This window comes from Fusobacterium sp. (assembly GCF_029258315.1).
In the GTDB taxonomy this organism is placed as follows: domain Bacteria; phylum Fusobacteriota; class Fusobacteriia; order Fusobacteriales; family Fusobacteriaceae; genus Fusobacterium_B.
Window position 1 is genome coordinate 1 of the sequence record NZ_JARHZE010000075.1, and the last position, 20,105, is coordinate 20,105.

At 27.7% G+C, this 20,105-nt stretch carries 20 protein-coding genes; 6 read left to right on the top strand and 14 right to left on the bottom strand.

Annotated elements, in window-relative coordinates; translation table 11 throughout:
* From Q1J48_RS05610 to Q1J48_RS05640, 7 genes are all read right to left on the bottom strand, one after another.
* A partial coding sequence (locus tag Q1J48_RS05610) for an AAA family ATPase (protein ID WP_300361889.1) occupies positions 1-1,040 on the bottom strand: 1,040 nt, incomplete at its 3' end.
* Positions 1,034-1,840 (bottom strand): NAD(+)/NADH kinase, encoded by an 807-nt coding sequence (locus tag Q1J48_RS05615; protein ID WP_300329379.1) that lies wholly within the window; start codon positions 1,838-1,840, stop codon positions 1,034-1,036. The genes Q1J48_RS05615 and Q1J48_RS05610, both read right to left, overlap by 7 nt.
* A 19-nt stretch (positions 1,841-1,859) precedes the next feature.
* Entirely contained in the window at positions 1,860-2,975 is a 1,116-nt protein-coding gene (locus tag Q1J48_RS05620) for a murein hydrolase activator EnvC family protein (protein WP_300329383.1), read from the bottom strand.
* The gene (locus Q1J48_RS05625; protein WP_300329386.1) at positions 2,975-3,793 is read right to left on the bottom strand and encodes a permease-like cell division protein FtsX; all 819 of its coding nucleotides are present in this window, start codon (positions 3,791-3,793) and stop codon (positions 2,975-2,977) included. The genes Q1J48_RS05620 and Q1J48_RS05625 overlap by 1 nt, the downstream gene beginning before the upstream one ends.
* 75 nt (positions 3,794-3,868) lie before the next feature.
* Positions 3,869-4,798, bottom strand: coding sequence for a transketolase family protein (locus Q1J48_RS05630; protein WP_300329387.1), 930 nt, complete (start codon positions 4,796-4,798; stop codon positions 3,869-3,871).
* A 38-nt stretch (positions 4,799-4,836) separates the two neighbouring features.
* Positions 4,837-5,658, bottom strand: a complete 822-nt coding sequence (locus Q1J48_RS05635; RefSeq protein WP_300329389.1) for a transketolase — start codon at positions 5,656-5,658, stop codon at positions 4,837-4,839.
* Positions 5,659-5,695: 37 nt separating this feature from the next.
* A complete protein-coding gene (locus Q1J48_RS05640) occupies positions 5,696-6,301 on the bottom strand; it encodes a hypothetical protein (RefSeq protein WP_300329391.1) in 606 nt (201 codons plus the stop codon).
* Between the two features lie 110 nt (positions 6,302-6,411).
* On the opposite strand from Q1J48_RS05640, the gene Q1J48_RS05645 reads away from it, so the two are divergent.
* The gene (locus Q1J48_RS05645; protein WP_300361892.1) at positions 6,412-7,515 is read left to right on the top strand and encodes a linear amide C-N hydrolase; all 1,104 of its coding nucleotides are present in this window, start codon (positions 6,412-6,414) and stop codon (positions 7,513-7,515) included.
* Positions 7,516-7,606: 91 nt separating this feature from the next.
* Here Q1J48_RS05645 and nusB read toward each other — a convergent pair whose 3' ends face one another.
* From nusB to Q1J48_RS05680, 7 genes are all read right to left on the bottom strand, one after another.
* Positions 7,607-8,008, bottom strand: a complete 402-nt coding sequence (gene nusB, locus Q1J48_RS05650; protein WP_300361894.1) for a transcription antitermination factor NusB — start codon at positions 8,006-8,008, stop codon at positions 7,607-7,609.
* A gap of 13 nt (positions 8,009-8,021) precedes the next feature.
* Positions 8,022-8,252, bottom strand: a complete 231-nt coding sequence (locus tag Q1J48_RS05655) for a DUF2273 domain-containing protein (RefSeq protein WP_300329397.1) — start codon at positions 8,250-8,252, stop codon at positions 8,022-8,024.
* 25 nt (positions 8,253-8,277) lie between these two features.
* Positions 8,278-8,790, bottom strand: a complete 513-nt coding sequence (amaP, locus tag Q1J48_RS05660; RefSeq protein ID WP_300361897.1) for an alkaline shock response membrane anchor protein AmaP — start codon at positions 8,788-8,790, stop codon at positions 8,278-8,280.
* A gap of 17 nt (positions 8,791-8,807) precedes the next feature.
* Positions 8,808-9,191 (bottom strand): Asp23/Gls24 family envelope stress response protein, encoded by a 384-nt coding sequence (locus Q1J48_RS05665; RefSeq protein WP_300329401.1) that lies wholly within the window; start codon positions 9,189-9,191, stop codon positions 8,808-8,810.
* Between the two features lie 51 nt (positions 9,192-9,242).
* Positions 9,243-10,583 (bottom strand): acetyl-CoA carboxylase biotin carboxylase subunit, encoded by a 1,341-nt coding sequence (accC, locus tag Q1J48_RS05670; protein ID WP_300329403.1) that lies wholly within the window; start codon positions 10,581-10,583, stop codon positions 9,243-9,245.
* A gap of 21 nt (positions 10,584-10,604) precedes the next feature.
* Positions 10,605-11,024, bottom strand: coding sequence for a biotin/lipoyl-containing protein (locus Q1J48_RS05675; protein ID WP_300329405.1), 420 nt, complete (start codon positions 11,022-11,024; stop codon positions 10,605-10,607).
* A gap of 96 nt (positions 11,025-11,120) precedes the next feature.
* Positions 11,121-14,534 (bottom strand): DNA polymerase III subunit alpha, encoded by a 3,414-nt coding sequence (locus Q1J48_RS05680; protein ID WP_300361900.1) that lies wholly within the window; start codon positions 14,532-14,534, stop codon positions 11,121-11,123.
* Between the two features lie 150 nt (positions 14,535-14,684).
* Here Q1J48_RS05680 and Q1J48_RS05685 point away from each other — a divergent pair, with 150 nt between their 5' ends.
* From Q1J48_RS05685 to Q1J48_RS05705, 5 genes are all read left to right on the top strand, one after another.
* Positions 14,685-15,917, top strand: a complete 1,233-nt coding sequence (locus tag Q1J48_RS05685) for a bifunctional folylpolyglutamate synthase/dihydrofolate synthase (RefSeq protein ID WP_300329324.1) — start codon at positions 14,685-14,687, stop codon at positions 15,915-15,917.
* Entirely contained in the window at positions 15,918-16,118 is a 201-nt protein-coding gene (locus tag Q1J48_RS05690) for a hypothetical protein (RefSeq protein WP_300329327.1), read from the top strand.
* A gap of 13 nt (positions 16,119-16,131) precedes the next feature.
* Positions 16,132-18,042 (top strand): HPr(Ser) kinase/phosphatase, encoded by a 1,911-nt coding sequence (gene hprK, locus Q1J48_RS05695; protein ID WP_300361903.1) that lies wholly within the window; start codon positions 16,132-16,134, stop codon positions 18,040-18,042.
* A gap of 74 nt (positions 18,043-18,116) precedes the next feature.
* Positions 18,117-19,058 (top strand): DHH family phosphoesterase, encoded by a 942-nt coding sequence (locus Q1J48_RS05700; RefSeq protein WP_300329333.1) that lies wholly within the window; start codon positions 18,117-18,119, stop codon positions 19,056-19,058.
* Between the two features lie 12 nt (positions 19,059-19,070).
* Positions 19,071-19,385, top strand: coding sequence for a cell division protein SepF (locus Q1J48_RS05705; protein ID WP_300329335.1), 315 nt, complete (start codon positions 19,071-19,073; stop codon positions 19,383-19,385).
* The last annotated feature ends 720 nt before the right edge of the window (positions 19,386-20,105 follow it).

The window sequence follows — 20,105 nt, forward strand, 5'->3', positions numbered from 1 at the left end:
AAAAGGTTATTAACTTCAAAATTATTCTCATCAAGAGTTTTTAATTTTAAAGAGATATTATTAGCATAATCTAAAACTTCAGAGATAGAGCTACCATATTTGTTTTTAAGTTTTTCAATAAGATTTAGTCTTGATATAACTTCATCAAGACGATTTTCATCTATCTCAATATCACTTTCAATCTCTTCAATGGTAGAGGCACAATCTTCTAAATCATAATATATTCTTTCAAGTTGTTCATATATATCTTCAAACTCTTTTCCACAATCCACAATAGACTCTATATTTTTCTTACAAGAATAAATGATATTTAAAGCATTTACCTCATCATTTTTTAGATAAAAACCAGACATTGAAAGTTTTTCTTTAATTTTTCCAGCATTGAAAAGTTTTTTGTATTCACTTTCAAGATCAATATCTTCACCATCTTTAAGATTTGCTCTTTCAATCTCATCAAGTTGAAATTCATAAAACTCTTTTTTATCAGCCGTTTCTTTTTTTTCTTTTTCAATCTCTTTAATTCTAATATCAATTTCATTAAATTTTTCAAGAGATTCCTCTAAATTTTTTCTTACTTCTTTAGCCTCATCATCAATAAACTTATCCAAAAGTTTTATATGATTTTCTTTGTTTAATAACATTTGATGAGAGTGCTGTCCCACTATGTCCACAAGAGTTTTCATAACCTCTTTAAGTTTGCTTCTAGGAACTCTAGCACCATTGACAAAAGATTTTTCTTTACCGTTACTGTCTAGGGTTCTTCTTATTATAACCTCATTGTCCTCTGTATCAATATCAAGCTTTTCAAGTTCTTGTTTTTGTTCTTGATTGATTTCAAAAACCCCTTGAGCCACTAAAAGATTTTTTCCACTACGAAGTAGATCAACAGAGGCTTTTTCCCCTAAAAGAAGATTTATACCATTTAATATAATAGATTTACCAGCTCCAGTTTCACCAGTAAGAGTGATTAAACCGTCACCGAATTCCAAATTAAGTTTTTCTATAATGGCTAAATTTTCAATTAATAATTCTCTTAGCATAAATTATCTCCCCATTTTAATTTTTCCTTTAGGACAGAATAATAGTTTCTACCTTTAGGTAAAATTAAGTTAAGTTTTTTATCAGAATAACTAATAGTAATTTTGTCATTAACAGTTAATTTTTTTACAAAATCCCCATCTATCATTAAAAAATTATTTATATCATTGTGGTTTACTTTAGCATAAAGAACTTCTTGGGCTGACAAGATAATAGGTCTAGTAGACAGATTATGTGGAGATATTGGAGTGATTATGATAGCATCAAGATGATATGAAACTATCGGTCCACCAGCAGAAAGTGAATAAGCAGTAGATCCAGTAGGAGTGGCAATTATTACTCCATCTCCAGTATAGGTATTTATTTTTCCACTGTCAGCAAAAATATCCACAGATATAAGCCTTTTATCTAAACGGCCATTTGAAATTACAATTTCATTAAGAACATTGTAAGAAGTATCATTTATAGTTATTTCTAAAAGTCCTCTACTATAAACTTTATAATCTTTATCTAAGTAACTTTGACATATATCGCGAGCTTCAAGCTCTTTTATTTCAGTTAGAAACCCCAAACTTCCAGCATTTATAGCTATTACTGGAAGATTAGGTTTTTTTATAATCTCTTTAGAAGCTCTGAGTAAAGTTCCATCTCCACCTATAACAATAGCAAAAGTAGCCTTGTCTATTTCATTTTTAGATAGGAGAGGAACATTTTTTTCTTTTAAAAAATTTTTTAAGTCTGTATATATTTCCACAGCCTTAGCTTTAGTTTTATTACAAAAAATAATACATCTTTCTTCCATATTTCTCTCCAAATAATAATTATAGTACATTGATAGGATTGATAGATTTTAGATTAAGTCTAACTTCATAATATAAAACAGGTTTACCATCCATAGAAAGTCCAAGAACCCCAATACTTTGTCCTTGAGCTACCTTTTCTCCAACAGTTACTTTAGAAGAAATAAGGTTACCATAAACACCAATAGTATTATATCCATAATCAACCATAACTACTTTACCAAGTCCTTGAATTTTTCCTACATATATAACTTTTCCTTTATGGGTACTCTTTACAGGTGCTCCAATTCTATCTTCAATTTCTACACCATTACTTGCAACATTTTGTGTTTTTCTTTCTCCAAATTTAACAACAACTTTACCATTATCAAGAGGTTTAACTCCTTTACCGAGTCCTTTTATAGCTACAGAGTAATCAACTTTTTTACCAGAAGAAGTTGGCTTAGACTTAGAAGCTGTATAGATAATTTTTTCAATCTCTTTTTGAATACGTTTTTTCTCTTTTTCTAGAGAACTTAGAGTAGATATATGTTTACTTTTTTCAGAATTTAATTTAGCAATTAAAGCATTTTTTTCCTTTTCTTTATTTGCTGTATCTAAAATATTTTTACTTAATTGATTTTTTAAAGAACTAAGTTTTAGTTTTTCTTTTTCAATATTAGAGCTAACAACAGATATATCATTTTTTACTTTTTTAATATGATCCATTTTTTTTAAATCATCAAGTAGAATCTTACCAAATTCTCTTTTTAACATAGCATCTTCTTCAAAAGAAAGATTATTATTTTTTCTTCTACTCCAAGCTATTATTTTAGCCTGAAAACTAGCTTTTTTTCTTCCAAGTTCCTTTTTACTAAAATCAAAGTTAATATGACTGTAATCAATTTTTTTTGTAGTTATCTCAATATCTTCTTCGATATTTTTTTTATCTTCATTTAATTTTATAATATCTTTTCTAATATCTTCTATTTGTTCTTCTAAAGATTTTTTTTGAGTATCAATTTTTTTTATGGCTAATTTTTTAGAATTGATTTCCATATCAATTTTTTTTAATTTATTAGTCATATTTGCTTTAGTATCTGCGTAACCAATAGAACTAATAAGACAAATAAAAAGAGATATACATAGCTTTCTCATTATTCGTTCTCCCATCTCTCTTTTACTGGAAGTATCCAGATAATACCAATAAGCACAAAGTTAAGTAAAAGCTCTGTCATTAATACCTGTGATAGAGTAAGTACAGAAGAACAGATTTCACTAGATATTAGCCAACGTCTAATAAGGAAATATATGTTAAATGAAATTGCTTCTCCAGCTAAGATTGCAAAAGTAAAAGGAAGTAGATTTACAGTTTTAGCACGGAAAATAGTATTTTTTGTATAACCAAAATTTATTAAAGTACCAACATAATCAATCTTAAACTGCATAGATGCAATAGTGATTACTATAAATCCTATAAATGATGTACTTATAGTAAGAATAATAGATAACATATCAAAGAATTTAATCTTTCTATTAATATTATCAGAATAAGTAGTATCTAAAAAATATTCCTTTATTTCTTGAGTGGAATCCAAAATCTCTTGGATTTTTTCAAAATTGTTAAGATTTTTTACATATATTCTCAAAGAATCAGGTAGAGGATTTTCTTCATGAGGAAGAACAATACCTAAATCATTTTGAAGATTTTGAAAAGCTATAAAGCTATCAATATATGTAACTTTTTTTATTTCAGGGATATTAAGAAGTTTTATTTCTAAATCTTTTTTTTGTTCAAGTGACAAGTTATTTTGTAATTCAGCAGAAATAAAATCTGTATTTTTTAAAGTTTTTATTTGATTATTGGTATTTAATATACCAGAAATAAAAAAATTAAAAACAATTGTAGCGAAAATAATGCTTAAAAAAGATTTAACCATCTCAAGTGAAATAAATAATTTAGAATTGTTTTGCATATATTACCATCCTATCAAAATTAATTAAATAATAATATAGAGGCAAAATATAAATATCTTGCCTCTATAATAAAATTATAAATTCTCTTTTATTACAGAAATAAGTTTTGCAGCAGTTAGCTCATATTTCTCTAAAAGTTCGTTACCAGTACCACTTTGTCCAAATTTATCATAGATACCAACTTTTTTAACTTTAGTTGGATGTACTTCTGATAAGAATTCAGAAACAGCAGAACCAAGTCCACCGATTACAGAATGCTCTTCAGCAGTAACTATAAACTTAGTTTCTTGAGCAGCTTTTAATATAGTTTCTCCATCAAGAGGTTTTATTGTTCCAACGTTTATAACTCTAACAGAGATTCCTTCTTTTTCTAACTCTTCAGCAGCTTTTAAAGCTTCATAAGTCATAAGTCCAGTAGCTGCGATAGTAACATCTTTACCATCTTTTAAAGTGTTTGCAACACCGATTTGGAAATCATAAGTTTCTTCATCGAATAATACAGGAACTCCAAGTCTTCCCATTCTTATATAAACAGGTCCATCATACTCAGCAGCAGCAAAAACCATTTTCTTAGTTTCAGTTGCATCAGCTGGAGATAAAACAACCATTCCTGGAATAGATCTCATAAGAGCTATATCTTCAACAGATTGGTGAGATCCTCCATCTTCTCCAACAGATATTCCTGCGTGAGTAGGTGCAAGTTTTACATTTAATTTAGGGTAAGCAACTGTATTTCTAATTTGTTCAAAAGCACGTCCAGCTTCAAACATTGCAAAAGTAGATGCGAAAACAGTTTTACCACAAGTAGCTAATCCAGCAGCAGTTCCAACTAAGTCAGCCTCAGCTATTCCAACGTTTATATGTCTTTCAGGAAATACTTTTTTAAAAGAGCTTGTTTTAGTAGAACCAGAAAGGTCAGCATCTAAAACAACTACATTTTCATTTATTTTACCAAGTTCAGCTAAAGCTTCTCCATAAGCTTCTCTCGTCGCTTTTTTTATCATTATTAAATCCTCCAAAAATTTTAAAAATCTATTTTTAATTAGTCATTACAAGATAATTCTTCTAAAGCTTTTTCACATTGTTCAGCAGTAGGTGCAGTTCCGTGGAATCCACAAACGTTTTCCATGAAAGAAACTCCCTTACCTTTAATAGTTCTAGCTACTATTAAAGTAGGTTTACCTTTAACAGTTTTAGCTTCATCAAGAGCAGCTATTATTTGTTCAAAGTCATGACCATTGATTTCGATTACATGCCAACCGAAAGCTCTCCATTTGTCAGAAACTGGTTCTATATTCATAACCTTATCAACATTACCGTCTATTTGAAGATTATTACAGTCTATGAAAGCACAAACGTTGTCAAGTTTGTAGTGAGCTGAAGTCATAGCAGCTTCCCATACTTGACCTTCTTGAGTTTCTCCATCTCCCATAACAACATAAACTCTATAATCAATACCATAAATTTTAGAGTTTAAAGCCATACCATTAGCAACAGATAATCCTTGTCCTAAAGAACCAGTAGAAATTTCTACACCTGGAACTTTTTTCATATCTGGGTGTCCTTGTAATATAGACCCGTACTTTCTAAGTGTATGTAAGATAGATTTATCAAAGTATCCTCTTTCTGCTAAAGTTGCATAAAGAGCAGGAGCTGCATGTCCTTTAGATAAAACGAATCTATCTCTATTTTCCATTTTTGGATTTTTAGGATCGATATTCATTTCGTGGAAATATAATGTAGTTAAAATATCAGTAGCTGATAATGATCCTCCTGGATGTCCAGATTTAGCCTCAGTTATCATAGAAACAATGTTTTTTCTGATTTCATTAGCTTTTGTTGATAAAAGATTAATATCCTTCATTTAAAAATACCCCTTTCAATATTAATAATACAGTATATTATATTATTTTTTTACTTATTTTGTCAAATTGTTTAATTATATAAGAGCTGTTTTTAATTAATTCTTTTTGAAAAAAATCATACTTTAGGTTGCCTATAAGACAAAAAGCTACTAAAAATAAAATTAGTGGTCTAAAAAGTTTTTTTTCTTTTTTTATATCTCTTATTATTTTTATTATAGCAAACAATCCTAGAAGAATATATTCTTCGAAAATTTTTGTTGTATATAGAGATATAAACAAAGATATAATTATAAAACAAGCCAAAAAACTTTTTGAAACAAAAGGACGAAGTTCCAATTTTAGTATTGGAATATGAAGCAGTGCTCCTCTTGACCATCCCTTTGGAAAGATATCAAAGACAAAGTGTAAAGCCATCGCAATAGCAAAACTACTTATAAAAACTCTAAGAAACTCACTTCTTTCAATTAAGTAAAATTGTAAAAAAAACAACAAAATAAGTGGACTATGTGTTATAATACTTCTATGTCGCAGGTTTAGGTGAAAATCCCAATCGGGAAATTTTATCCCCACATTAAAAGCAATAAACATAAAGATTATTTTATAGAAAATAATCATATCAAAAGTATTAAAAAAACTTTTCACAGTATCACCTAAGAACAAATTTATATAATACCATTGTACTATATTTTTGAAAAAAAATCATCATTTAATTTAAAGAAATATGGAATAATCAAAAAAATTTAGGAGGAAAAATGAGAAATTCATTAAAGATATTAACTTGTAGTTTTTTACTGACATCATCATTAGTTTATCCTTGTACAGGGATAAGTTTAAAAACAAAAGATGGGAGCTTAGTTCAGGGTAGAACAATAGAGTATGGAGAGGGGAATTTAAATGGTAAAATAGTAATTTCTCCAAAGGGAAGAGAGTTTAATTCAATAACTCCAGATGGAAAAACAAATGGACTTAAGTGGAAGGCAAAATATGGTTTTGTTGGAGCAACTGTTGTAGTTGATCAATTTATAGGAGAGGGAATAAATGAAAAGGGGCTAAATGCAGGACTTTTTTATTTTCCACACTATGGAAGTTTAGCAAAGTATCAAACTAAAGATGCAAAAACTTCTTTAGCTGATATGGAGCTAGTAAACTGGATTCTTTCAAACTTTGAAACAGTGGATCAAGTAAAAAAAGAAATTAAAAAGATAAAAATAGTAAATATTGCACATGATGAAAAAGGAGATCCTTTACCAACAGCCCATTGGAGAGTTGGAGATGCTAAAGGAAATAATATAGTTATAGAGATAACAAATAATGGTGAAGTAAATATATATGATAATAAAGTGGGAGTTATATCAAATTCACCAGATTATCCTTGGCATGTAAAAAATCTTAACAATTATATAAATCTTCATACAGGAAATGCAGAACCATTTGAATATAATGGACAAAAGATTTTCTCTTTTGGAGCTGGGACAGGAGCTTTAGGATTACCTGGAGATGTGACACCACCATCAAGATTTGTAAGAGCATTTTTCTATGTCAATTCTGTTGGAGTACAATCAAATACAAAATTAGCTGTAAGTAAAACCTTTCATATTTTAAATAATTTTGATATACCTATTGAAGTTGAATTTCCAGAAAAGCATAGAGCACATATTCCAGCAGATGTTATGAGTGCTACTCAATGGACTGCAGTAAGTGACTTAACAAATAGAGAATTTTATTATAAAACAATGTATAACAGTCAAATAAGAAAGATAGATTTAAAAAATATAGATTTCTCTAATGTAAAACTTCAAGTTTTACCAATGGATGAAAAAAATGAGGAAAATATCCAAGAGATAGTTGTAAAATAATATATATAGAAGAGAGATAGAAGATTATTTTCTATCTCTTTTTTGATAAAATAAAAAAGCACGATTTAACGTGCTTTTGAATTTAAAATAATTATACAAACTTAGCTAAAACACCATTTAAAAATTCGTAAGATTTAGAATCTCCATATTTTTTAGCAAGTTCAATAGTTTCATTTATAACTATTTCCTTAGGAGTATCTTCGTAAGAAAGTTCATAAACAGCACCTTTTAAAAGAGCTTTTTCAACATTTCCTATTCTCTCAAAACTCCAACCTTCCATAGTATTATTAATTTTATTTAATAGTTCTTCAGAATGTTCATCAATACCTAAACAGTATTTTTTTATAAATTCTACTGAACTATTTGATAAATCTAATTCATCTTCAGCAATTCTTTGCATAAATGAATCAAATACTTCTTTTAAAGCAGTTTCTTTCATCTCAGCTTCAAAAATTAATTTAAATAATTGCTCTCTAGCAGCTTTTCTAGTCATTTCTTCCCCTTTTTTAATTTGTATCGATTTTATTAAGTAAACTACTTAATATATTTTTAAACTTATCTAATAAAAAACCAAAATCTCTATCACCAAGGTTGTATCCTATTATTGTCATAATAATAACAAAAATAGTAGCGAAAAAACCTAAGGTAACGAACAAAATTGAAATTATAAATGCAATAATTCCACCAAATATTTTTTTTCTATTTTCTAAAAAAGAATAAATAAACTCTTCAAGCACCTTAACCACCTCATAATATTATAAATTATTCAGATTTTGTAGAAATTTTAGAAATTTTTATTTCAACAACACTTATTTCTAATTCAAGTCTTTTGAAAAGTTCATCTTTTACAATTTTTTGAATTTCAGCAGATTTTTCAGCAATACTTCTTTGAGTATGAAGATCTATATAAAGAGTGATCTTATATTTTTTTCCACTTTTACCACAATTTATTTTTAAATTTTTAACTTCACCATCTGACTCTAAAGCTTCTTTAATGATGCTTCTTATGGATTCAGTTGAAACCAAAACCTCTCCATTAGGGCCATCTATAAGATAACCATTAGTTCTCTTAAAAAGAGACATAAATTTCATCAAAGATAAAATAAAATAAATTATTGAAACAACTAAGAAAACAACATAAATTTGTTGACTTTCTCCTATTGTATAAGTGAAAAATAAACGATTATCCAATGGGTGTATAGAAAAAATAATTCCTATAATTGAAATAATAAAAATACCAATCCATGCTATAAAAAATAAAGCCTTTTTCAACATCACAACCACTTCCCTTGTTATTCTATCTCATCAGTAGATTGTGCTTCTTCTTTTATTACCTTTTCATCTTCTATTTTTATATCTTGTACAAATACATTAACTTCTATAACTTTTAAAGCTGTTAAACGAGATACAGACTCAAGAACAGATTCTTGAACTTTTTGAGCAACTTCAGAGATTGGATAACCATGTTTTATAATTATATAAGTATCTATACTACATTCTTTTTCTCCAACTTCTACTTTGATTCCATTTATTCCTCTTTTTTTACCAAGAATTTTTCCAAATTCATCGGCAACTCCACCAGCTAGTTTATAAACTCCCTCTACGTCTTCAGTTGCTTTTGCAGCTATTGTTTTTACTACATCATCAGCGATTTTTATGTTTCCTAAGTTATTCATAATAAAGCCTCCTTCGTGTAATCAATTTTATATTATAGTGTTATTTTGTTATTATAAACCAAATTCTTTTTCAATGAAAGCTGTTGTTACATTTCCTTTTAAATAATTTTCATTTTCTAAAACTCTCAAATGGAAAGGAATTGTTGTTTCAACTCCCTCAATGATAAATTCGTTAAGAGCTCTTTTCATTCTTGCAATAGCTTCTTCCCTATCCATACCAAAAGTTATAATTTTTCCTATCATTGAATCATAATAAGGAGAAATCTCATAACCTTGATAAGAGTGAGAATCAACTCTTATACCGATTCCACCAGGAACAACATATTTTGTTATAACCCCTGGACAAGGAATAAAATGATTTTCTGTATCTTCAGCATTTATTCTACACTCAATAGCATGTCCATATGGAATAATATCCTCTTGAGAAATATTAAGTCTATCTCCCTCTGCAAGACTGATTTGTAATTTGATTATATCTAATCCAGTAACAGCTTCAGTAACTGTATGCTCTACTTGGATTCTTGTATTCATTTCCATAAAATAGAATTTATTGCTAGAGTCAACTAAAAATTCAAGTGTTCCAGCTGAATCATATCCAATAGATTTAGCAAGTCTAACAGCAGCCTCTCCCATTGCTTTTCTAACTTTATCAGGAAGTTTGAAAGATGGAGACTCCTCTATTAGTTTTTGATTTCTTCTTTGAATAGAACAGTTTCTCTCTCCAAGATGAATTATATTTCCGTGTTTATCCCCAACAATTTGAATTTCAATATGTTTTGGATTTTCAATATATTTTTCAACAAAAACATCTGGATTATTGAAAGCAGCTTCAGCTTCATTTTGAGCAGCTACAATATTTTTTTCTAACTCTTTATCATCTCTGGCAATTCTCATACCTTTTCCACCACCACCAGCAGTGGCTTTTATCATAACAGGGTAACCAATTCTCTCAGCTATCTCTTTTTTTGCAGCTTCGATATCAGTTATAATTCCAGTTCCATTAGTAACAGGGACATTGTTTTCAATAGCTTTTTGTCTAGCAGTAGCTTTATCTCCCATTTGTTTAATACATTCGTGATTAGGTCCAACATAGATTAGATTGTGAATTCTACATATTTTTGCAAATCTATAATTTTCAGCTAAAAATCCATATCCTGGATGGATAGCGTCAGCCCCAGTAATCTCAGCAGCAGCTATGATATTTGGTATTTTTAAATAGGAATCAATAGCTGGAGCAGGTCCAATGCAAACAGCTTCGTCAGCCATTTTAACATGTAAACTTTCTTTATCAGCTTCAGAATAAACCGCTACTGTTTTTATACCTAATTCTTTAGCAGCACGGATAATTCTAACAGCAATTTCTCCCCTATTAGCAATAAGTAATTTTTTCAATTTTAATCCTCCAAAATTTTACTAATCTACTATTTTTTTAACTTTTATTAACTCTTTTCCATAATCAGTAACTTCTCCATTTTTTAGAAGAATTTGTTCAATAGAACCAGCTACTTCAGATTTTATAGATGTTTTAATTCCAACAGTAGAAATATAACCAATAGTTTGTCCAACTTTAATAGTTTGTCCAACAGCAATTAAAGGGACACCGTTTTTATCATAAAAGAAAAATTTACCAATATTAGTTGATTTTATAAATACAATATCTGAATTATCATCTAATGGTGTATCTACAACAGACTCTTCAATTTGTGGTACTTCTTCTATTATAATGTCTTTTTTTATTTTTATTTTGAAATCTTTATCTTGGAAATTTACTTCAGAAAGTTCATTTTTAGATAAAATATCAATTAACTTATCAATTACTATATTCTCTTCCACATTTCCTCCTAAACTTTACAATTTTAATAATTGATGTATGAAATATGTATTTATTTTATCACAAATAAAATTAAGTATCAACAAAAAATGAGTATTTTATTTAAACTTTATACAATTTTCGCCCAATAAATTTGTTATTTCATCTACAATATGTAATGAAGGTGTAATTTTATAATTAGATAATTTTGTTTCTTTTCTACTCTCTGTTTTAATAGCGAAATAGACAGGGGTGTCTCCAGTGTATTTTTTTAGTATTGTTAAAAGAGATGAAAATTTTTCTCTGTCCTCTTCTTTTAATAAAATATAAGTTTTCAAATTTAAACTTTTAAATATAAAATCTAAATTTATAATATATTTTACTAAAAGTTTTTTATTTTCATTTCCATTAAAATAATCAGTTTGAATATTTCCAACTATCATAACCTTATTTCCCTCTAAAAAATCATTCTGATAATTGTTAAAAGTTCTAGGGAAGATAATTCCAGATATTCCACCACTAAAATCTTCTATATCAAAAACTCCCATTATTTCACCAGAATTTTTAGTTATAATTTTTTTAATATTTCTTAAAATACCAAATACTTTTATCTCCTTTCCCTCTGTCTCATTTTTTAAAGAGTTTATAGGGTTGTGATCAAAGGAGTTTATAAGGTTTATATATTTATCAAGAGGGTGACCACTAAAATAGAAACCTAAAACTTCTTTTTCCTTTTCAAGTTTTTCTTCTAAAGAGAAGTCTGGAGAGTTTACCATTGAAAAAGAATTTATAGTTGATTTTGCTTCACCAAAAAGATTCATCTGTTGGATTTCGTCCTCTTTCATAACTTTATTTGCATAGTCTATTATCTTTCCAAGAGATGAAAGTTTTTCATTTCTATTTCCAGGTAAAGAATCCATAGCTCCTGCAAAAATTAGAGCCTCTAAAGTTTTTTTATTAACACCATAAGTTTTAGTCCTTACTACAAAATCTTCAAAAGATTTATAATCACCATTTTCTTCCCATTCTTGTTTTATACTTTCAGCTACTTTTTCTCCTACATTTTTTATAGCAGATAGGGCAAAGATAATTCTATCGTTTTTAACAATAAATTTTGAAGAGGCTTTATTGATGTTAGGAAGCTCAATTTTAATATGATGTTTTTTAGCATCTTGTAAATACAAAGCTATGTCATCTATATTTTTCATCTCAGAAGTCATAAGAGCAGCATAATAAAATTTTGGATATTTACATTTAAAGTATGCTGTCCAATAAGCAACTAAAGCGTAGGCAGCTGAGTGGGACTTATTAAATCCATATCCAGCAAATTTATAAATAAGATCAAAAATCTCACTGGCTATATCTTCAGAGTATCCATTTTCAACAGAACGAGAGATAAATTTTTCTCTATTTTCATTCATAATATTGAATTTCTTTTTTCCCATAGCTCTTCTTAAAAGGTCAGCTTCTCCAAGAGTGTAGTTTGCCATACGGTTAGCAATACTCATTACCTGTTCTTGATAAAGGATAACCCCATAGGTTTCTTTAAGTATATCTTCAAGGGAATCATCAGGATATTTTATCTGAGAAATTCCATTTTTACAGTTGATAAAGTCATCAACCATACCAGACCCCAAAGGTCCCGGTCTGTATAAAGCTAGTAAGGCTATAATATCTTCAAACTTATCAGGTTTTAATCTTTTTAATAATTTTCTAATTCCTAAAGACTCCAATTGGAAAACTCCGAGAGTGTCCCCAGATGATAACATTTCATAGACTTCTTTTATATCCAAAGATATTTCAGAAAGGACAATCTCCTCTTTTAAATTTTCTTTTATATAATCAATAGTACGCTGAATATTAGTAAGGTTCCTAAGTCCTAAGAAGTCCATTTTTAAAAGTCCAAGATCTTCTAATTCTTTCATTTGGTATTGGGTTGCAACAACAGAATCCTTATCTTTATAAACTGGAATAGTTTCATCTAAAGAATCCTTAGTTATAACAATACCAGCAGCGTGAATAGAGGAGTGTCTTACTTTATTTTCTAATTTTTTAGAAAAGTCTACTATTCTTTTTATTTGAGAATCACTTTCGTAAATATCATGAAACTCTTTTATCTCTTCAAGAGAGTCTTTGATAGAGTAGTTAAAAGGAATAAGTTTTGCCACTTTGTCAACTTTTGAAATAGGCACATCAAGGACACGACCAACATCTCTTATGGCAGCCCTAGCTTTTAAAGTTCCAAAAGTTATAATTTGGGCAACCTTATTTTCTCCATATTTTTTAGTTACATAATCAATTAATTCCTGTCTTCTCTCTTGACAGATATCAATATCAATATCTGGCATAGATATTCTTTCAGGATTTAAAAATCTTTCAAAAATAAGATTATATTTTAAAGGATCAAGTTCTGTTATTTTTAGAGAGTAGGCAACCAAACTACCAGCAGCAGATCCTCTTCCTGGTCCTATTGGGATATTGTGAGTTTTAGCAAAGTTTATAAAATCCCAAACAACTATAAAATATTCAGAATATCCCATTCTATTTATAATGGAAAGTTCATACTCAGCTCTTTCTAGTATCTCTTTAGAAATTCCAAAGGGATATCTTTCTTCTAGTCCAGAATAAACAAGAGATTTTAGATAGTCATTAGAAGTTTCAAAATTTTCAGGTAGTTCATAATAAGGAAATTTAAATTTACCAAATTCAATTGATAAATTACAACGACTAGCAATCTCTTCACTATTATTTATTGCTTGGATAAATTTTTCTCCCAAAGAATCTATCATTTCTTGACGAGATTTAAAATAAAGTTCATCTGTTTCAATTCTCATTCTTTTTTCATCAGAAACCTTAGCTCCTGTTTGAATACATATAAGAATATCCTGTAAAGTGTGATCCCCTTTATTTACATAGTGGGTATCATTTGTGGCTACAAGTTTTAAACCAAACTCCTCACTAAAATCATAAAGTCTGTTATTTAATTTTTCTTGTTCTCTTATCCCATTACCTTGAACTTCTAAATAAAAATTTTCTTTTCCAAAAATTTCAATATATTCTAAGATAGATTTTTTTATAATCCCATCATCTTCGTTGTCTAAAATTCTTCTTGAAATTTCCCCTTGCATACAAGCGGATAGAGCTATAACTCCTTCACTGTGACTTTTTAAAAATTCTTTGTCCACTCTTGGTTTATAATAAAATCCTTCTGTATAAGCATAAGAACTTATCTTTATCAAATTTTGATAACCGGTATTATTCATAGCCAAAAGAACTAAATGAAAGTTTCTTCCCTCTTTTGATTTAACGTCAAATTCAGCCAGATAAGTTTCTATTCCAATAATTGGTTTTATCCCAGCAGAGATAGCTTTTTGATATAACTCAATAGCACCAAACATATTTCCGTGATCAGTTATAGCAAGAGCTCTCATTTTTAATTCTTTGGCTTTTTCTATATATTCGCTAATTTTTCCTACTCCATCAAGAAGACTATATTCAGTATGTAAATGCAAATGAACGAAATTTTTTTCCATAAATCGACCTCCTTAATGGATAATATAATATATTAATATTATACCTTAAAAAAATCTATTATTCTATAAAAAATTAAAATTCTATAAATAATAAAAATGTGCTATAATTCATTTATAAATAAAAAATTACTTAAGGAAGAATGTGATAAAATGGAAATAAACAAACTTTTAGACGAATTATATTCATATTCCTTACATGGAATAAAATTGGGATTAGAAAACATTCAAAAAATTTGTGATTCTTTGGGAAATCCAGAAAAAAATTATAAGATAATACATATAACTGGAACTAATGGAAAAGGATCTACTGCCACAATAATTGAAACGGCTCTTTTAAAGAATGGTTTTACTGTTGGAAAATACACTTCTCCTCATATAATTAAATTTAATGAGAGGATTCGTGCAAATGGAAAAGATATATCTGATGAGGATATAGTGGAGATTTATCAAGTAGTAAGAGAAAAAATAAAAGAGTTAAAGATAACACCAACATTTTTTGAAGTAACAACAGCGATGATGTTTTTATACTTTGCAAAACAAAAAGTAGATTATGTAGTTTTAGAAGTTGGAATGGGTGGAAGATTTGATGCTACCAATATTGTTAATTCTGATATAGCTATAATAACAAATGTTTCAATAGATCATACAGAATATTTAGGAAAAACTATATATGAAATTGGAAGAGAGAAAGCAGGGATAATAAAAGATAGTAGTTATGTGATAGTTGGAGATAGTAATGAAGAATTTTTAAAAGCTATTGAAGAAAAAACAAAAGAGTATACAGATGTATTAAAAAAATATAAAGATGTTGAGTATAATTTAGATTTTAAAAAGTTTGTTACAAATATAAAAATTAATAATATAGAATTTAATTTATCTCTTTTTGGAGATTATCAAGTAAAAAACTTCCTTTGTGCTTATGAAGCTTTAAAGAGGTTAGGACTATCAGATGAGATAATACAGAAGTCAGTAAAAGAAGTCGTTTGGCAATGTAGATTTGAAATTTATAAAAAAGAACCTCTTACTATTTTAGAAGGAGCTCATAATATAGATGGAATGAAAAATCTTTGTCAAATAATAAAAGAGGGGTATTCAAAAGAAAAAACAGTTTTCATAGTTTCTATTTTAAAAGATAAAAAAGTAGAGGATATGTTAAAAATTTGCCAAGAGGTAAGTAGCAATATCATATTGACATCTTTAAAAGAAAATTCGAGAGGTTTATCAGGGAATGAAATTTATGAATTTTCAAATAAAAGTGAGATTTATAGTATAGAAAATAATATGGTAGAGGCTTATGAAAAAGCAAAAAAAATGGATAAAGAAATAATAGTGGTTTGCGGATCATTTTATACTTGTGAAAAATTTAAAAAGGAAGTTTTATAGATGAAAGTTATAAGAAGAATTGGAATTTTTTTAGCTAATTTAACACTAGGGATAGCAATTTGTTTTTTATGTTATAAAGAAACAGGATATTTATTTCAAATAAAAAATATAATAATGAAAGAAAACAAAAATAAAAATATTTTAAGAACATCATTCTTAAATGAAAATAATATAATAAAAGAAATAAAACTTGATAAGTAACTGGGAGGCAGTGGTGATAAATCAAGAAAAAAAAGTAACTATTAAAGATATAGTTGAGTATTTTAAATTAGAAATTTTAGTAGAGGGAGATCTTGAGCAAAATATAGAAACTAATGATATTCATAGAGCAGGTTATGAATTAACAGGTTTCTTTATGGATAAAGATGAATTAAAAAGAGCTGTTCATGTAATGGGACATAAAGAGAGTGAGTATTTATCAAGACTTTGTCAAAATAGAAGGGATCAGATACTTGATGAGTATTTTTCTCATAAATTTCCAGCCTTAGTTTTGAGTTCTAAGGTAAAAGACATAGAACATATATTAGAAAGAGCGAGAATTTATAATAAGGTTGTTTTAAAAACTAAAAATAGAACAACTGAGTTTATAAGAGATCTTAATAATTACCTGAAAAATATGTTGGGAAGAGAGATAATAATAAATGAAGCTATCCTTTTGGATGTATATGGAATGGGGGTTCTTTTAAAAGGAGAAAGAGATCTAAAAATAGGGGCTGCTATAGAACTTATTGAAAGAGGACATAAATTTATATCAGACCAAAATATTTTAGTAAAAGAAACAGCTAGAGGACTTGTTGGAATAAATACGAGAGCCTTATCTGAACCAGAAAAAGATTTCTATTTACTTATGGGAGATGATCAAGAGGACATCAACCTTACTCTTAACTTTGGAATAGTTTCCAATGAGATGAAAAAAGGAATAGGACTTATAGTGGAATTGGAAGTTTGGCAGGAGAAAAAATTTTATGATAGATTAGGAATAGATGAAGTTTATGAAAATATCTTAGGACATCCTATAAAAAAAGTTACATTGCCAGCTAGAAAAGGAAGAAACTTAGCTGTTGTTATAGAGACAGCTGCTATTGATTCTCGTCTTAAAATGTTAGGAGTAAACTCGGCAAAGTATTTTATGGAAGAATCACAGAAGATTATTTTAGAAAAAAAAGCTAGAAAAAAAAGAGGAGAGAATATGGACGAAAAGAAAATTTCTATGGAGAAATTTACAAAAGTTAATAAATTGAAAGTCCTATATGGAGAGGAATATTTAAAAGAGCATTATATAACATCAACAAGTATAACAAGACCTTCAATGGCTCTCTCTGGATATTTTAATTTAGAAGAAGAAATTTATGAAAATAAAGGTTTACAACTTATAACAAATATTGAGTTAGAATATTTAAAGCAGTTATCCCCTCATAAAAGAGAAGAGAATTTAGAAAAGTTCTTTTCATATAATTTTCCAGGAATGATAATCTGTGGAGATTTAGAGTTACCTGAAGATTTTGTAGATTTGGTTATAAAAAATAAAAAAATAGTTTTAAAATCAAATGAGAGAACTCCTTCAAGAGTAATAGCTACCTTAAACACTTATCTTGAGCAGGAACTAGCAGAGACTTTAACAGTCCATGGGGTTTTTGTAGAAATGTATGGATTAGGAATTTTACTTACAGGAAAAAGTGGAATAGGAAAAAGTGAAACAGCTCTTGAGTTAATTCATAGGGGACATAGATTGGTAGCAGATGATTTGGTGAAATTTAGAAAAACTCCGGATGGGGATGTTGTAGGAACTGCATCAAAATTACCATTCTTTATGGAGATAAGAGGACTTGGTATAATTGATATAAAAACTTTATACGGTTTAAGTTCAGTAGTAATAACAAAAAATATAGAAGCTATAATTGAGATAAAGGAACAGGATTCAGAAGATTATTTAACAAGAGTTAACTATTCTACTGGAAAGGATAAAATTTTAGATAAGGAAGTTTACAAGGCTGAGCTATATATGTCTTCAGGTAGAAATGCTGCAGCTATGGTAGAAATTGTTGTTATGAACTTAATGGCAAAGAAATTAGGACACACTAAGGAAAATGCTTTTATGAATTTAAAAGGATTTTTAAATAAGTAAAAAAGTATTTGAAAATAGATCAAAATAATGTATAATAAATAGGATAAAAGTAATAGTTAAGAAAGGAGATAAATATGCTTTTACAAAAAATAGAGGAAAGTAAAAATATAATTATTTCTTCTCACATAAATCCTGATGGAGATTGTATAGGAAGTGGAATAGGTCTTTATTGGGCTTTAAAAAAGAAATATCCTAATAAAAATATAAGATACATTATAGAAGACAGGGTTCCATATAATTATAAATTTTTAGAAGGGACTCAAAATATAGAGATATTTGAAGAATTAAAAGATGAGCCTAAGGCAGATTTATTTATAGTTGTAGACTCAGCTAATTTTAAAAGAATAGGCAAGGTTGCAGAATTAAAGAAAGATGCCTTCTTGGTTAATATAGACCATCACATAAGTAACGATCTATATGGAGATATTAATATAGTAAAGAATACCTCTTCAGCCAGTGAAGTTGTATATGGAGTTATAACAGAGATGTTGAATATAGAGATTGATTCTAAAATAGGAGAAGCTTTATATACAGGAATAATCACAGATTCTGGTAATTTCCAGTATGAAAATACAACTGAAAATACTTTTAAAGTTGCTGGAAAAATTTTAAATGTTGGAATAGATAGAAATAAAATAATAAATAATGTTTATAGAAGTAGAACTTTAGGATTTATTAAAGTTTTAGGACTTACATTATCAGAGATGGTTATGCTAAAAGATGAAAAGATAGTTTACTTTACTTTGACTAGAGATTTTATGTTGAAAAATAACATCCAAAAAGATGAAACAGATGGAATAGTTGAAAAAATGTTAGAGTATAGAGATTGTGAGGTAGCTGTATTTTTAAAAGAAGAGGGAAATGGTAAAATAAAAGGAAGTTTAAGAAGTAAAGAAAAGGTAGATGTAAATGAAGTTGCAAAACTTTTTGATGGTGGTGGTCATAAAAAAGCAGCAGGATTTACTACTTATTTAAGTGAGGAAGAAATAATAAGATTAATAAAAGAAAAAATATAAGGAGTGGTAGGTATGAATTATGATATAGCTTTTTTTAAACCAAAAAAATTTGAAGAGTGTCTAAAATATATTGACTATATTAAAGAACAAAAATATGTTCATATTAATTTATCAGAAGTGAATGATAGTCTAAAAAGAAGAATACTTGATTTTTTAAATGGAGCTTTATTTATTCAAGAAGGACAAATTATATATCTAGGTGAAAATATAATTTGTACTATCCCAAAATCAGGAAAATATTTCTTAGAGTATGAAAATGTAGAACTAAAAAAAGAGTTTACTTCATATGAAGAGGAAGAAGAAATAGTTCCAAGATTTGGTAAATAATGATTTTTGTGGAGTGTTACAAACTTTTAGTTTGTACCTCCTTTTTTTATAAATTTTAAGTTTTAACCAGAAACTAGATAAAAATATATTAAAAATTAAATGAGATATAGAAGTTGTTAGGTATGAAAGTTATAAGATGGATTTTATTTAATAAAATATTTTATAGAAGATTTAAATTATTTTTATAGTTATTTTAAATAAATTAAAAATTTTTATACTATCTTTTACTTTTTATAGAAAAATTTATTTTATAAACTTAGATGATAAAAGATTATATTAAAAAAATTAAAAATATAAAAATTTATAACTATTTTTTTATATTGATAATTTTAAGAATAGATTAAAAATTAGTTATAATTTCATAGATATTTTATAATAGATGTTAAGAAATAAAATAGAACTTTTGTTAAAAGAAATTATTTATAATAAAATTAAAAAAATAATATTTTAATATTTATAGAAAAGTCTTATTTTTTTTTAATAGTTTTAATAAAGAATAAATAAAAATAAAAAAATTAAACGTTGAAAAATAAAGGAAAATTTTAGAAATTAAAAAAATAAAAAAAGAATTGTTGACAAAAAATAATATGTGGGGTATAATAAATCTTGTCCGTGAGAAACGGAACGAAGGACATTAACAACAGAATAGATGAATATGACAAGCAAACAACCTTATTTGGTGTTTAAAAAATGGTAAGTGTAAATTAAATTGACCTAGTC

What these genes read in the sequence shown, in the direction of transcription:
- Q1J48_RS05625 (WP_300329386.1), bottom strand. Translation starts at nt 3,793, where the DNA reads ATGCAAAACAATTCTAAATTATTTATTTCACTTGAGATGGTTAAATCT.
- nusB (WP_300361894.1), bottom strand. Translation starts at nt 8,008, where the DNA reads ATGACTAGAAAAGCTGCTAGAGAGCAATTATTTAAATTAATTTTTGAA.
- Q1J48_RS05630 (WP_300329387.1), bottom strand. Translation starts at nt 4,798, where the DNA reads ATGATAAAAAAAGCGACGAGAGAAGCTTATGGAGAAGCTTTAGCTGAA.
- Q1J48_RS05685 (WP_300329324.1), top strand. Translation starts at nt 14,685, where the DNA reads ATGGAAATAAACAAACTTTTAGACGAATTATATTCATATTCCTTACAT.
- Q1J48_RS05635 (WP_300329389.1), bottom strand. Translation starts at nt 5,658, where the DNA reads ATGAAGGATATTAATCTTTTATCAACAAAAGCTAATGAAATCAGAAAA.
- Q1J48_RS05690 (WP_300329327.1), top strand. Translation starts at nt 15,918, where the DNA reads ATGAAAGTTATAAGAAGAATTGGAATTTTTTTAGCTAATTTAACACTA.
- Q1J48_RS05620 (WP_300329383.1), bottom strand. Translation starts at nt 2,975, where the DNA reads ATGAGAAAGCTATGTATATCTCTTTTTATTTGTCTTATTAGTTCTATT.
- Q1J48_RS05700 (WP_300329333.1), top strand. Translation starts at nt 18,117, where the DNA reads ATGCTTTTACAAAAAATAGAGGAAAGTAAAAATATAATTATTTCTTCT.
- amaP (WP_300361897.1), bottom strand. Translation starts at nt 8,790, where the DNA reads ATGTTGAAAAAGGCTTTATTTTTTATAGCATGGATTGGTATTTTTATT.
- Q1J48_RS05615 (WP_300329379.1), bottom strand. Translation starts at nt 1,840, where the DNA reads ATGGAAGAAAGATGTATTATTTTTTGTAATAAAACTAAAGCTAAGGCT.
- Q1J48_RS05705 (WP_300329335.1), top strand. Translation starts at nt 19,071, where the DNA reads ATGAATTATGATATAGCTTTTTTTAAACCAAAAAAATTTGAAGAGTGT.
- Q1J48_RS05680 (WP_300361900.1), bottom strand. Translation starts at nt 14,534, where the DNA reads ATGGAAAAAAATTTCGTTCATTTGCATTTACATACTGAATATAGTCTT.
- Q1J48_RS05665 (WP_300329401.1), bottom strand. Translation starts at nt 9,191, where the DNA reads ATGAATAACTTAGGAAACATAAAAATCGCTGATGATGTAGTAAAAACA.
- Q1J48_RS05645 (WP_300361892.1), top strand. Translation starts at nt 6,412, where the DNA reads ATGAGAAATTCATTAAAGATATTAACTTGTAGTTTTTTACTGACATCA.